Genomic DNA, 13171 nt, shown 5'->3' with positions numbered 1-13171 from the left:
GCGCGCCGCTAGCGCGCGGGTGCGCCGATCTTGCAGTTGTGGCCGCCGATAAACCGGATAAATCACCATAAACACGGGGCCACAACTGCAAGATCGGCGCGGCGCACGGAGGCCGCGCCCTAGCGCGCGGCCTCCGCGGCGCCCTACACCGTGACGCCGAAGTCGGACGCGACGCCGGCCAGGCCGGACGCGTAGCCCTGGCCTACCGCGCGGAACTTCCACTCGGCGCCGTTGCGGTAGAGCTCGCCGAAGACCAGCGCGGTCTCCGTCGAGTAGTCCTCGCTCAGGTCGTAGCGGGCCAGCTCGACGTTGTCGGCCTGGTTCACCACGCGGATGTAGGCGTTGCGGACCTGGCCGAACGCCTGCTTGCGGGTCTCGGCGTCGTAGATCGAGGCGATGAACGCGACCTTGTCGACATCGGCCGGCAGGCCGGCGATGTTGACCTTGACCACCTCGTCGTCGCCCTCGCCGACACCGGTCTTGTTGTCGCCGGCGTGCTCGATCGTGCCGTCGGGCGACTTCAGGTTGTTGAAGAAGATGAAGTGCTGGTCGGAGAGGACCTTGCCGTTGGCGCCGCACACCACGGCACTCGCGTCCAGGTCGAAGTCTTCACCGGTGGTGGTGCGGACGTCCCAGCCCAGGCCGAAGAACACCGCGGCCAGGCCGGGCGCCTCCTTGCTCAGGTTGACGTTGGCGCCTTTGGTGAGGCGTACTGCCACGGCGGGCTCCTCGAAGTCGGTTGCCGTTTCCGCCGCAAAGGCTAGTCCCCCCGGGCCAACCCGCGCAGGAGGACAACGCTGGTTGAATAGCGGGGTGAGGCAAGCCTTACCTGAGGGCGAGAATCTCGCCGCGCTGCTCGGCGGCCGGCGCGGCGCCATCGACGCGACCCTGCCGGGGCTGGGCTACGTCGTCGGCTGGGCGCTCGCCGAACGGTTCGCGCCGGCTTCGTGGTCCATTGCGGTGGGTTGTGCGGCCGCGCTCGCCGTCGCGGTCGTCGTCGCGATCGTGAGGATACGGGCACAGTCGCCTCCGAGGGCCGTCGTGTTGGGCCTGCTGGGGGTCGCTGTCGCGGCGGTGATCGCCCTACGGACGGGTCGGGCGGTCGACTTCTTCTTCATCCAGGTCGCCTCCAACGCCGCCAGCGCACTGGGGTGGGCGTCGAGCATCGTGATCCGGTGGCCGCTGCTCGGCGTGATCGTGGGCCTGGTGCTCGGCCAGCGCACCCGGTGGCGGCGCGATCCCGCACTGCTCAAGGCGTACTCGCGGGCCAGTTGGGTGTGGGTGGGGCAGTACCTCGTCCGGCTCGCGGTTTTCGTCCCGCTTTTCCTGGCCGAGCAGACCTTCGCCCTGGGCGTCGCGCGGGTGGCGCTGTCGTGGCCGCTGGTCGCCCTGTGCCTCGCGAGCAGCTGGTGGGTGCTGCGCAGGACGCTGCCGCCCGACCACCCCGGGCTGCGGCATCCGTCGAGTTAGTGCTTGCGTTCTACGCTCACCTTGGCGACGCTGTTCTATTGGCGACGAGGCCGCTGGGAGGTGACCGGGTGCTTGAGTCCGACCGCCTGGTCCTCCGCCCGTGGACGCACCGTCCCGACGACATCGACCGGCTCGCCGACCTCTACGCCCAGCCGTCGCACGTGCGCTTCCTCGGCGCGATGCGCGAACCCGTCGGCCGGATGGTCGACAACTGGTCGGCGCACATGGCCGCCGATCCCCGGGAGTTCATCGCGGCGATCGAGGTCCGGAAGACAGGCGTGGTCGCCGGCACCGTGCTCTACAACCTGCTGCCCGGCGAGCACCACATGGAGGTCGGCTGGCGCCTGCACCCCGACTCCGAGGGGCACGGGTACGCCACCGAGGCCGGCCACATGGTGATCGAGCGCGGGTTCCGGCTCGGGGTGCCGGAGGTGTTCGCGCTGGTGGTCCCGAAGAACATTCGCTCGCAACGGGTGTGCCGGCGGCTGGGCATGGCGCACCTCGGCCGCACCACGCGGTACCACGCCACCGAGTACGAGCTGTTCCACCTCGTCTCCCCGCGGCTGCGTCCAAATTCGGTGGCGCGAACGCCGCAGCGGGCCCGATCCTAGATCCATGTTCGCGACAGCCCTCTCTCTGGAGACGCTGTTGCTATCTCTATTCGACGGCGCACGACGCTGACCATTCCCCGGTCGATTTGTCCGGGGAGCCCGGCGGGGAATGGTTGGGGCGTCCAACGGGTTCTCCCATTGCCGGCACAGCGTCAGCTGCTCACGAATAGGGAAAGGGCCATGAAGCGGGAGTTCGTGCGGACCAAACCGCACCTCAACATCGGCACGATGGGGCACGTCGACCACGGCAAGACCACGCTCACGGCGGCGATCACGAAGGTGCTCGCCGAGCGGGGCCAGGCCGAGTACACGCCGTTCGGGCGGATCGACAAGCACGCGGAGGAGACTCTGCGGGGCATCACGATCAACATCTCGCACGTCGAGTACGAGACGGCGACCAGGCACTATGCCCACGTCGACATGCCGGGCCACGCCGACTACGTGAAGAACATGATCACGGGTGCGGCCCAGCTCGACGGCGCGATCCTGGTGGTCTCGGCGCTCGACGGTGTGATGCCGCAGACCCGCGAACATGTGCTGCTCACCAAGCAGCTCGGTGTGAGGTACGTGGTCGTCGCCCTCAACAAGGCCGACGCCGTCGACGACCCCGAACTGCTCGACCTGGTCGAGCTCGAGGTCCGCGACCTGCTGGCCGCGCACGGTTACCCCGACTCCCCCGTCGTGCGGGTGAGCGGCCTGCGGGCCCTCGCCGGCGACCCGGAGTGGGTGGCCGCGATCGGCGCGCTGCTCGACGCTGTCGACGAGCACGTGCCGGTGCCCGACCGTTACCTCGACGCGCCGTTCCTCATGCCGGTGGAGAGCGTTCTGACGATCTCCGGCCGGGGCACGGTCGTCACGGGTGCGGTCGAGCGCGGGCGGATCAGCATGGGCTCCTCGGTCGACGTGCTCGGCCTCGGTGGCAACGTGCGCACGGTGATCACCGGTATCGAGACGTTCGGCAAGCAGATGCAGACCGCCGAGGCCGGTGACAACGCGGCCCTGCTGCTGCGCGGCGTCAAGCGCGACGACGTGCGGCGGGGCCAGGTGGTGGCGGCCACGGGTTCGGTCGAGTCCGCGTCGCTGTTCACCGCGCACGTGTACCTGCTGACGGCCGAGGAAGGCGGCCGGCGCACGCCGATCGTGTCGGGCTACCGGCCGCAGTTCTTCGTGCGGACCACCGACGTGGTGGGCGAGCTCGACCTCGGCGAGGCCGACCTGGGCATCCCGGGCGACCGGCTCGACGTCACGGTCAAGCTCGGCAAGCCGGTTCCCCTCTCCGAGGGGCTCGGCTTCGCCATCCGTGAAGGTGGCCGCACCGTCGGCGCCGGCACGGTCACGGCGGTCCTGGCGTAAACACGGATCCGGGCGCCCCTTCTCCCGAGGGGGCGCCCGGATCTCGTTGGTAAAACCGCTGGGGCCGTCGCGTACGATCAAACCGAACGTCCTGCCCGTGTAGCTCAGGGGTCAGAGCACTCGCCTTGTAAGCGAGCGGTCGTGGTTTCGAATACCACCGCGGGCTCCAGTTTTGTCAGGTCCAGCTTGTCAGGTCCAGCTTGTCAGGCGCGCCTGCGCGCCACCTCGGCCAGCGCCACCGCGGCCGCCACCGACGCGTTGAGCGACTCGATGTCCGATGCCATCGGAATCCGCACCCGCATGTCGCACGACTCGCCGACGAGCCGCGACAGGCCCCGGCCCTCCGACCCGACCACGACCACGATCGGGCCGGCCGCCGCCTCCAGGTCGTACAGGGAGACCTCGCCGTCGGCGTCGAGGCCGGCGACGATGAACCCGGCCTGCTGGCACGCCTTCAGCGAGCGGGTCAGGTTGGTGACCCGCGCGACCGGCACCCGGGCCGCGGCGCCGGCGCTGGTGCGCCACGCGGTCGCGGTGATGCCGGCGGCCCGGCGTTCGGGGAAGAACACCCCGTTCGCGCCGAAGGCCGCCGCCGAACGCAGCACCGCGCCGAGGTTGCGCGGGTCGGTGAGCCCGTCGATCGCGACCAGCAGCGGGGTCACCTGCTCCAGCGACGCGGCCAGCAGGTCGTCGAACACCTCGTACGAGTACGGCGGGACCTGCACCCCGATGCCCTGGTGCAGCACGCCGCCGGTCATCCGGTCGAGCTCGCCGCGGCCGACCTCCATGATCGGGATGCCCCGGTCGCCGGCGGTACGCACCGCCTCGGTGACCCGCTCGTCGATGTCGATGCCCTGGGCGACGTAGAGCGCGGTGACCGGGATGTGCGCGCGCAGCGCCTCCACCACCGGGTTGCGCCCGACGAGCAGTTCCGGAGCGTCCTTCGGTGGGGTGCTCCGGCGGCCCGGAGCGACCCGGGGGCCGCTGGGCCGGCCGGGGGCACGGCCCGGCGTGCGGGTCGCGGCCGCGCGACGGGCCTTCGCCGCCGCCCGGTCGGTCGCCGCGGTACGCGCCGAGCCGGCGGAACCGGCACGGCCACCACCGGTCTTCCCGGCCGCCTTCGACGCGCCGGCCTTGGCCCGGCCGCCGGTGTTGCCACCGGGCGCGGAGCCGCGCTGGGCGTCCCAGGCCAGGCCCCTACCGCTACCGGCCTTCGGCGTGCGGCCCTCGGCCGCGGCGGCGCGCCGCTCCTTGTCCTGCTTCCACGCGGTGCGCTTCGGGATGTCGCCCGTCCCCTCGTACGCCTTGTGCCACGGGCGCTCCTCGGCGGGCAGCGTGCGGCCCCGCCCCTCGAGCGACTGGCGGCGCTTGCCACCGGAGCCGATCGTGGCGCCCTTCTTGCTGGTCTGTCGCTTGTTACGGCGCTGATCGTTACCGGGCATCTACCGTCCACCTTGGACCGTTGGGGGTGTCTTCGACCACGACGCCGGCGGCGCGTAGCTGGTCGCGGATGGCGTCGGCGGCCGCCCAGTCCTTGCGGCCCCGCGCCTCGGTGCGCTGCTGCAGGGCGAGCGCGACCAGTGCGGCCACCACCGGCTCGAGCCGGCCGGCGCCGGCGTCGCTCCACTGTGGATCCAGCGGGTCGACGCCGAGGATCGCGGTCATCGCCCGCACCGAGGCGAGCGCCGCACGGGTCCCGCCGGCGTTTCCCGCCGTGAGCGCGGCGTTGCCCTCGCGCACGGCCTCGTGCACGACGGCGAGGGCACGCGCGGTGTTGAGGTCGTCGTCCATCGCGGTGACGAACTCCGCGGGCAGGTCGGTGGCCGCGTCGGTCGCACCGACAGACTCGTACGCCCGCTGGACGAAGTTCTCGATGCGCTGGTACGCGACCGCGGCCTCGTGCAGCGCCTCCTCGGAGTACTCGATCACCGACCGGTAGTGCGGCGCCAGCAGGTAGTACCGCACCTCGACCGGCCGCAGACCCTTCCCGACCAGCGACTCCAGCGAGATCACGTTGCCGACCGAGTTGGCCATCTTGGCGTCGCCGAGGCGCAGCAGCGCGTGGTGCACCCAGTACCGCGCGAACGGCATGCCGGCCGCGTGCGACTGGGCGATCTCGTTCTCGTGGTGCGGGAAGCGCAGGTCGAGCCCGCCGCCGTGGATGTCGAACTCCTCGCCGAGGAAGCGCCAGGTCATCGCCGAGCACTCGATGTGCCAGCCCGGCCGGCCCGGCCCCCACGGCGACGCCCACTGCGCCTCCGGCGGCTCGCCGGCCTTCGCGCCCTTCCACAGGGCGAAGTCGCGCGGGTCGCGCTTGGCTCGCTGCGGTGCGTCGGTGGCCGGCTCCATGTCGTCGACCTTCTGGCCGCTGAGGGACCCGTACCGCTGGAACGACCGCACGTCGAAGTACACGTCGCCGCTGCCGTCGTCGGCCGCGTAGGCGTGTCCCTTGTCGATGAGCCGCTTGATCAGCTCGTGGATCTCGGTGACCACGCCGGTGGCCCGCGGCTCGTAGGTGGGCGGCAGCACGCCGAGCTTCTGGTAGGTGGCGTCGAGCAGCTTCTCGTTCTCGTACGCGAGCGCCCAGAACGGAACCGTCTTCGCCTCGGCCTTCACGAGCACCTTGTCGTCGATGTCCGTGATGTTCCGGATGAACGTGACCTCGTAGCCCGAGCGCAGCAGCCAGCGCCGGAGCACGTCGTAGTTGACCCCGGAGCGGAGGTGCCCGATGTGCGGGCCGGCCTGCACGGTGACCCCGCACAGGTAGACACTGACCTTGCCGGGTTCGCGCGGCGTGAAGTCGCGCACCGATCTGGTAGCGGTGTCGTAAAGCCTCAGGGTCACATGTACCAGTATTACGGGTGCGTCATCCGCAATACGTCGAGGGCCTCGTCGAGCTGCTCCTCGGTGAGCTTGCCGTCCTTGATGTGTCCACGCTCGACCACGATCTCCCGGATCGCGCGGTTCTCCTTGAGAGCCTGCTTCGCGATCGACGCCGCCTCGTCGTACCCGATGTACTTGTTCAGCGGCGTGACGATCGACGGCGAGCCCTCCGCGTAGGCGCGCGTGATCTCCTCGTTCGCTTCGAGGCCAGCGACGCAGCGGTCGGCCAGCATGCGGCTCGCGTTCGACAGGAGGCGGATCGACCCGAGCAGGTTGGCCGCCATCACCGGGATCATCACGTTGAGCTCGAAGTCGCCCTGGCTGCCCGCGAACGTCACCGCCGCGTCGTTGCCGATGACCTGCGCGCACACCATGCGCACCGCCTCGGGCACCACCGGGTTCACCTTGCCCGGCATGATCGACGAGCCCGGCTGCAGGTCGGGCAGCGCCAGCTCGCGCAGGCCGGCCCGCGGCCCGGAGCCCATCCACCGGATGTCGTTCACGACCTTGTAGAGGCCGACCGCGATCACCCGCAGCTGCCCGGACGCCTCGACCAGCGCGTCGCGCGCGCCCTGCGCCTCGAAGTGGTTGCGCGCCTCGGTGAGCGGCAGCCCGGTGTCGGCGACCAGCCGTTCGATCACCGCGGCGGCGAACCCGGCCGGCGTGTTGATGCCGGTGCCGACGGCGGTGCCGCCGAGCGGCAGTTCGGCGAGCCGGGGCAGCGTGGCCCGCAGCCGCTCGATGCCGTAGCGCACCTGCGCGGCGTACCCGCCGAACTCCTGGCCGAGGGTCACCGGGGTCGCGTCCATGAGGTGCGTGCGCCCGGACTTCACGACGGTCTCCCACGCCGCCGCCTTCGCCTCGAGCGCGGCGGCGAGGTGGTCGAGGGCCGGGAGGAGGTCGGTGGTCACGGCCGCGGTCGCCGCCAGGTGGACGCTGGAGGGAAAGACGTCATTGGACGACTGTGAGGCGTTCACGTGGTCGTTCGGGTGGATCTTGTCACCCTTGTGCGCAGACGCCAGCGTGGCCAGCACCTCGTTCATGTTCATGTTCGAGCTCGTGCCCGAGCCCGTCTGGAACACGTCGACGGGGAAGTGCTCGTCGTGCTTGTTGCCGGCCACCTCGTTCGCGGCGGCGACGATCGCGTCGGCGGTCGACCGGTCGAGCACACCGAGGTCGGCGTTGACGGCGGCGGCCGCACCCTTGATCTGGGCCAGCGCCCGGATGTGCGCCGCCTCCAGCCGCTGCCCGGAGATCGGGAAGTTCTCCACGGCCCGCTGCGTCTGCGCCCGGTACAGGGCGTCCGCCGGGACCTTGACCTCACCCATGGTGTCGCGTTCGATCCGGTACTCCATGGGCTACATATTGCCTGCGCTGGTCGCTACCGGTTCAACCGGACCCCGAAAATGAGCTGAAGCCGATCGTGCGGCCGCGGCCCAGCACGACGCCGTCCGGGTGCACGCCGACGACCTCGGCGCCGGTCTTCACGTCCAGGCGCACCTGGCCGGAGGCGGCGTCGACCGCGATCACGCGTCCGACCGCGGCGTCGGTGATGAAGATCGCGTACGGCGTCACACCGACCTTGGCGCTCGACTGCACGTCGCGGGCCCAGGCCTGGCCGCCGCCGTCGAGGCGCAGCCCGCGGATCTTCTTGCCGTCGCCGGCGCGCACGACGCCGACCTGGCCGTCGGTGCCGAGGATGGTCTCGCCCGGGTTGGCGACCGCGAGCTCCCGCCCGTCGACGGCCGACAGCAGCACCTGCCGCTGGTCGAGCCGGGTCGCGATCAGCGCGGTTCCGCCGCCGGGCGGGTCGTTGCGGGGCTCGCAACCGGCGCCGCCGGTGGTGCGGAGGTCGTAGCCGTCCTTCTGCCAGGCCTGCTGGCCCGATCCGGGGTCGCGGCCGGAGACCACGATGCGGCACCCCGTGCTGATCACCGACCCGGCGACCCGCACGATCCGGTTGGCCGCCACCACCGCCCGCGAGTCGTTGGGCACCGTCTCCTCGCGCAGCTTCCGGCCGGCGGCGGTGTCGACGACGTGCAGCTTCCGCTCGACCAGGTAACCCAGGTAGCGGGGCATCGGCAGCGGGTTGGCGTGGCGGACGTCGTTCCACCGCTCGTCGAGGTTGCGCGGGGCGGAGCGGCCGGAGTTGCCGCCGTACAGCGCCCGGTTGGTGCCGCCCATCGGCACCTTCCAGCGCACGGCGCCGGAGTCGGGGTCGCGGTTCGCGATCGTGCAGGCGCCGCCCTTGGGGCAGTCGACGGTGAGGACGGCGTCGCGGTAGGTCCAGGCGCCGTCGCCGTCGGGGTCGGTCCATTTGGTGGACCCGCTGAGCGCGTCGACGGCGTCGAAGCCCTTGCCGCTCACCTTGGAGACGAGCACCGTGGACGTGCCGGCCAGCGCCGCCCAGTCGGTCTCCTTACGCCACTTGAACTCGCCGTTGTTGCGGGCCCGGCTCTCGACCATGTCACCCATGAACGCCACGACGGCGGTGTCGGTGATCCCGGCGGCGTCGGGGGTGCCGGCGACCCGCTGGGTCCAGGCGCCCTTCGGCTCGGAGAGCGTGCTGGTGCGCTCGTCGAGCCACTCCCGGGCCTCCAGCCAGGGGTTCCACTTGAAGACGATCGCCAGCGTGACGGCCAGCGCGATGATCCCGAAGCAGCCGAGGCCGGTCTCGATCCGGCTTCCGATGCTCCGCTTCGCCACGGCGATCACGCTAGCCCCGGTGGCGATCGGTACGGGTGAGCCCAAATGGTCCGTGTCGATAGGTATTGCCCGAAGGTCCCTCGCGGCGGGTCACCGGACCGGCCAGGTGATCGGAACCGGTCAGGTGCAACCAGGGCGTTCGGCCCGCGCCGGCCGGTCGGCCCGCATAGCGTCTTGCGCCATGCGGACCCGTCGCATCGCCATCGGCTGCCGCCGGACAGGTACGGCCAGCACCGTCGCGATCGCCCCGTCCGGATCCTCCGATCCCGCGATGGAGGCGATGGAGGCGATGGAGGCGGTGGAGGCCCAGCCCGTCGACCTGGCCTGGCCGCCACAGCTGGAACCGTGGATCAGGCACGTCGACCCGTTGCCGGCACGCGTGCCCGGTACGGCCCGGTCCGGCGGACCGGCGATCCCGACGCCGGCGCCGCCACCGCCCGACGAGCGCGACCTGACCCTGGCCGACCTCACGTCCCAGCGCCGCGACCTCGCGTGGAACGACAATCCCGGCTGGCCCGTCGGCCTCGACTGGACCACGATCGCCCGCGCCGCGCGGGGCCACTCCCCCCGGCACGCGAGGCGCCGGCTGGGGCCCCTCCCACGCCGGGTCTTCACCTGGACGAGCGCGGGAGTGCTCACCGCGATACTTCTGACAATTCTGGTAACGACGATCGCTGAGATCGTCCATTGACAGCTGGCACGTGAACCGGCAAACGCCAGACACATAGGCATTCATCCCTCACAATGAATCCTCTGGGGAGGGTTCGACACGAGGAACTGCCATGCTCAATACCAAGAGCCGGTCGCTGCTGCGCGCAATTGTCGGAGCGATCGCCGCCGCGGCCGTCATCGGCACCGTCATCTACATTTCCTGGCCGGGCGGAACCAGCGCCACCGCCAATACGTTGGCGACAGGCTTGTCCACACTCGCTCTGCTCGGGGTCGCCGCGGCGCTGTACTTCCAGGCGCAGCAGACGGAGATCTCCCGACTCGAGGCGGCGCGAAATCACCGTGCCGATCTGATCCAGTTCGCGATCAACAACCCGCGCCTGCTGGCAGCCTGGGGTTTCGACGTCAGCCACACGTCCAGGGCACAGATAGAGGCGTACTCGGCGATGGTCTTCGCCTACTTCTGGATGGCCTACGACCTGGGAAAACTCACGGAGTCGGAACTCCGGTGGACCTGCGAACGGATCTTCCGCGACGAGGAGATCGCACAGTGGTGGCGCACCGCCGGACCCGTCTACCACGAGAGCGAACGCAGGCTCGGCCGGCGCAGATTCGCCCATATCGTGGACGAGATCTACGCCAACCGCTCTCGCTCAACCGAGCAAACTATCCGTCCGCCGACCCAACCGACCCGGACTTGACGGCGTCGAGAAAGCTCCGCCATTCGACGGGTCCGAACGAAAGAACCGAGCCCTGCCGGTCCTTTCCGTCCCGCACGATAATCGCGCTGGTGGATACTGCCACCTCCACACAGGCACCTCCGGTGCACCTTGTCGAGGCTTTGAACACGCTATTGGTTGTGGCCACTGAACCACCCTTCGAGGAGTTGATGATCAACAGCTACTCTGAGTGAGGCCATTCGATCACAGGCCTTGCTCCGGCATCGCCCCCCCCCCCGCGCCTGACAGCTAACGATCGCGGTCTTTCATCGTTGCCACCGCACCTCTAAGCCAACCTAAGTCGGCTAATCCGATCGTGGGCGCAAGTTCCAGAACTCTCCTTGCATGCCGGTCTCAAAACTCTCCGTAGTCGGCTCAGTTCACTAAGCACGGCACGTCCCTCACTCGCACAGTTCGGCTGGTGCGCGCCGCTATCGTCGCCCGGTGCTGAGTGACGAGGACTACTTCGCGAGCCTGCCGACCTTCTTCGCCGGTGCGGCCGGGTTCTTCACCGACCCGGCCGGCGACGTCCTGCTGGTCAAGCCGAACTACCGGGACACGTGGGGCTTTCCCGGCGGCGTCCTCGAGGCCGGCGAGACCCCGGACGAGGGCGCCGCCCGCGAGGTGCTGGAGGAGATCGGTCTCCGGGTCGAGGTGGGCCGGCTGCTGGTCGTCGACTGGGTGCTGCCGTACGGAACAGCTCCGCGCAGCATGGTGCACTTCCTCTTCGACTGCGGAACGGTCGAGGCGCCTCCGGGTGGGTTCGCCCTGCAGGTCGAGGAGCTCGACGAGGCCCGTTTCGTCCGGCCGGACGAGGCCGCCGGCCTGCTGGCTCCCCGCGTCGCGCCCCGGGTCGACGCCGCGTTGCGGGCCCGCTCGACCGGCGGCACCGAGTACCTCACCGACTCCCGCTAGCCGCGTATCCGGCCGGTACGTCGCACAGGGCGGCGAGGTCGTGCCGGAGCTGGTCGCGGTCGGCTTCCGGGTCCAGGTACTCGATTTTGCCGGGGTCGAGCGGTGGCACCTCGACGTGGGAGATCAGCGGGTGCAGGGGGCGCACGTCCCGTTCCCCCGCGCCGAACAGCTCCTCGTGCAGCTTCTCGCCCGCACGCAGTCCGGTGTAGACGATCTCCACCGGCCGCGGCGCCTGCTCGATGAGCTGCCGCGCGACGTCGGCGATCCGCACCGGGCGGCCCATCTCCAGCACCAGCGCCTCGCCGTCGCGGCCGATGGCGGCGGCCTGGATCACCAGTTGTACGGCTTCCTGCACGGTCATGAAGTAGCGCGTGACCTCGGGGTCGGTGACGGTCACCGGTCCACCGGCCGCGATCTGCGAGGTGAACGCGGTGAGCACCGAGCCGCGGCTGCCGAGCACGTTGCCGAAGCGCACGTTGAGGAAGGTACCGGTGTGGCGGGTGGCCGCGTGCGCGGTGAGCCGCTCGGTGATCCGCTTCGAGTAGCCGAGCACGCTCGTGGGGTTGGCCGCCTTGTCCGTGGAGATGTTCACGAACCGTTCCACGCCGTTGGCGTGTTCCAGCACCGCCTGCGTCCCCAGGACGTTGCTCTTCACGGCCTCGCCCGGGTGGCTCTCCAGCAGCGCGAGGTGCTTCAGCGCGGCCGCGTGGAAGATCACCTGCGGCCGTCGTTCCGCGAGGATGCGGCGGATGGTCGCGGTGTCGCGCAGGTCGGCCAGGATCAGCTCGCGGCCGTCGAGAAGCGCGCGGCCGTGCAGGGACAGTTGGACCGCGTGCAGCGCCGACTCGTCGCGGTCGAGCATCATCAGCTCGGCCGGCGCGAACCGGTGGAGCTGCCGGCACAGCTCCGAGCCGATCGAGCCACCCGCGCCGGTGACCAGCACCCGCTTGCCGGTCAGGTAGCCGGCGATCGCGTCGAGGTCGGTCTCGATCTGGTGCCGGCCGAGCAGGTCGGTGATCTGCACGTCGCGGACGTCGCCGACGCCCACCCGGCCGTCGAGCAGCTCGCTCACCGACGGCAGCACCTTGAACGCCGCGCCGGCCTTCTGCGCCTGCCGCTGGACGTCGCGCACGAGCGCGCCGTCGGCGTTCGACACCGCGAAGATCACGGTGGCGGCACCCGTGTCCTCCGCGGCCCGCGGGATGTCGTGCCGGGTGCCGAGCACGCTCACGCCGGCGATCCGCAGGTGGCGCTTGGCGGGGTCGTCGTCGAGCACGCCGACCGGCACGTACCGGCAGCCCGGGTCGCCGAGCATCGACCGGATCAGCTGCTGGCCGGCGTCGCCGGCACCGAACAGCAGCACCGGCGTGGCCGTGCGCGCGTCGGGGCGCCGGGTCCGCTGGCGGTGCAGGCGCCGCACGCACCGGACCCCCAGCATGAGGACGAGCGTGAGCGGGCTGCCCACCACCACCGCGCTCAACGGCACCGGCCTGATCGTGGCCATCAGCGCGACGGTCATCATCACCGCGGCGCACACCATCACCGTGACGGCGACCGCCCTGACCTCCTCGAACGTCCCGTAGCCGTACCGGCCCCGGTAGAGGAAGTGCAGGTGACCGAGCATCGTGTGCACGCCGATCGCGAGCACGACCATCGCGGCGGTGCCGGAGAGGCACTCCTGGGTCGGGGCGAACCCGTAGCGGGCCAGCACCGCGACCGTCAGCCCGACGCTCCACGCCACGGCGTCGACCGCCCAGGTGAGCACCATCCGGACCCGGTTGCTTGTCGTCGTCGGAACCCGATCCCTCTGCTGCTGGCTGGCGAGCATCGTGAGGGCAGGTCTGT

13 protein-coding genes and 1 tRNA gene are annotated in these 13171 nt (G+C 70.6%); 7 read left to right on the top strand and 7 right to left on the bottom strand.

The window, feature by feature from the left end; translation table 11 throughout:
• Window positions 1-143: 143 nt before the first annotated feature.
• Window positions 144-719, bottom strand: a complete 576-nt coding sequence (locus Voc01_RS07465) for a TerD family protein (RefSeq protein WP_203926523.1) — start codon at window positions 717-719, stop codon at window positions 144-146.
• A gap of 94 nt (window positions 720-813) precedes the next feature.
• Between Voc01_RS07465 and Voc01_RS07460 the strand changes: the two genes are divergently transcribed.
• The 4 genes from Voc01_RS07460 to Voc01_RS07445 all read left to right on the top strand — a co-directional run bounded on the left by Voc01_RS07460 (window position 814) and on the right by Voc01_RS07445 (window position 3603).
• The gene (locus tag Voc01_RS07460) at window positions 814-1470 is read left to right on the top strand and encodes a DUF3159 domain-containing protein (RefSeq protein ID WP_307781563.1); all 657 of its coding nucleotides are present in this window, start codon (window positions 814-816) and stop codon (window positions 1468-1470) included.
• 68 nt (window positions 1471-1538) lie between these two features.
• On the top strand, window positions 1539-2081 hold the full coding sequence (locus tag Voc01_RS07455) for a GNAT family N-acetyltransferase (RefSeq protein WP_203926521.1): 543 nt from the start codon (window positions 1539-1541) through the stop codon (window positions 2079-2081).
• 180 nt (window positions 2082-2261) lie between these two features.
• On the top strand, window positions 2262-3434 hold the full coding sequence (tuf, locus tag Voc01_RS07450) for an elongation factor Tu (RefSeq protein ID WP_203926520.1): 1173 nt from the start codon (window positions 2262-2264) through the stop codon (window positions 3432-3434).
• A 93-nt stretch (window positions 3435-3527) separates the two neighbouring features.
• Window positions 3528-3603, top strand: a tRNA-Thr gene (locus tag Voc01_RS07445).
• Between the two features lie 34 nt (window positions 3604-3637).
• Here Voc01_RS07445 and rlmB read toward each other — a convergent pair.
• The 4 genes from rlmB to Voc01_RS07425 are packed head-to-tail and all read right to left on the bottom strand — an operon-like array spanning window position 3638 to window position 9023.
• Entirely contained in the window at window positions 3638-4876 is a 1239-nt protein-coding gene (rlmB, locus tag Voc01_RS07440) for a 23S rRNA (guanosine(2251)-2'-O)-methyltransferase RlmB (RefSeq protein ID WP_203926519.1), read from the bottom strand.
• Window positions 4866-6278 carry a cysteine--tRNA ligase gene (gene cysS, locus Voc01_RS07435; protein WP_203926518.1) on the bottom strand — a complete coding sequence of 471 codons (1413 nt, stop codon included), beginning with the start codon at window positions 6276-6278 and terminating at the stop codon, window positions 4866-4868. The genes rlmB and cysS overlap by 11 nt, the downstream gene beginning before the upstream one ends.
• Window positions 6279-6289: 11 nt before the next feature.
• Entirely contained in the window at window positions 6290-7672 is a 1383-nt protein-coding gene (locus tag Voc01_RS07430; RefSeq protein ID WP_203926517.1) for a class II fumarate hydratase, read from the bottom strand.
• A 34-nt stretch (window positions 7673-7706) separates the two neighbouring features.
• Window positions 7707-9023, bottom strand: coding sequence for a PQQ-binding-like beta-propeller repeat protein (locus tag Voc01_RS07425; RefSeq protein WP_203926516.1), 1317 nt, complete (start codon window positions 9021-9023; stop codon window positions 7707-7709).
• A 181-nt stretch (window positions 9024-9204) separates the two neighbouring features.
• Between Voc01_RS07425 and Voc01_RS07420 the strand changes: the two genes are divergently transcribed.
• Window positions 9205-9714, top strand: coding sequence for a hypothetical protein (locus Voc01_RS07420; protein ID WP_203926515.1), 510 nt, complete (start codon window positions 9205-9207; stop codon window positions 9712-9714).
• Between the two features lie 91 nt (window positions 9715-9805).
• Window positions 9806-10393, top strand: coding sequence for a DUF6082 family protein (locus Voc01_RS07415; RefSeq protein ID WP_203926514.1), 588 nt, complete (start codon window positions 9806-9808; stop codon window positions 10391-10393).
• Here Voc01_RS07415 and Voc01_RS54425 read toward each other — a convergent pair.
• Complete coding sequence (locus tag Voc01_RS54425; RefSeq protein WP_373873797.1) at window positions 10359-10496, bottom strand: DUF397 domain-containing protein; 138 nt, start codon at window positions 10494-10496, stop codon at window positions 10359-10361. The genes Voc01_RS07415 and Voc01_RS54425 overlap by 35 nt on opposite strands.
• Window positions 10497-10855: 359 nt before the next feature.
• Here Voc01_RS54425 and Voc01_RS07405 point away from each other — a divergent pair, with 359 nt between their 5' ends.
• Entirely contained in the window at window positions 10856-11326 is a 471-nt protein-coding gene (locus tag Voc01_RS07405; RefSeq protein ID WP_203926512.1) for an NUDIX domain-containing protein, read from the top strand.
• On the opposite strand, the gene Voc01_RS07400 is transcribed toward Voc01_RS07405, so the two are convergent.
• Entirely contained in the window at window positions 11310-13094 is a 1785-nt protein-coding gene (locus Voc01_RS07400) for a nucleoside-diphosphate sugar epimerase/dehydratase (RefSeq protein WP_239160016.1), read from the bottom strand. The two genes, Voc01_RS07405 and Voc01_RS07400, sit on opposite strands and share 17 nt — an antisense overlap.
• Window positions 13095-13171 lie beyond the last annotated feature (77 nt).

Source organism: Virgisporangium ochraceum, from assembly GCF_016863655.1.
Classification (GTDB): domain Bacteria; phylum Actinomycetota; class Actinomycetes; order Mycobacteriales; family Micromonosporaceae; genus Virgisporangium; species Virgisporangium ochraceum.
Note: the sequence above shows the minus strand (reverse complement) of the source record. Positions and strands in the feature narration are given on the sequence as shown.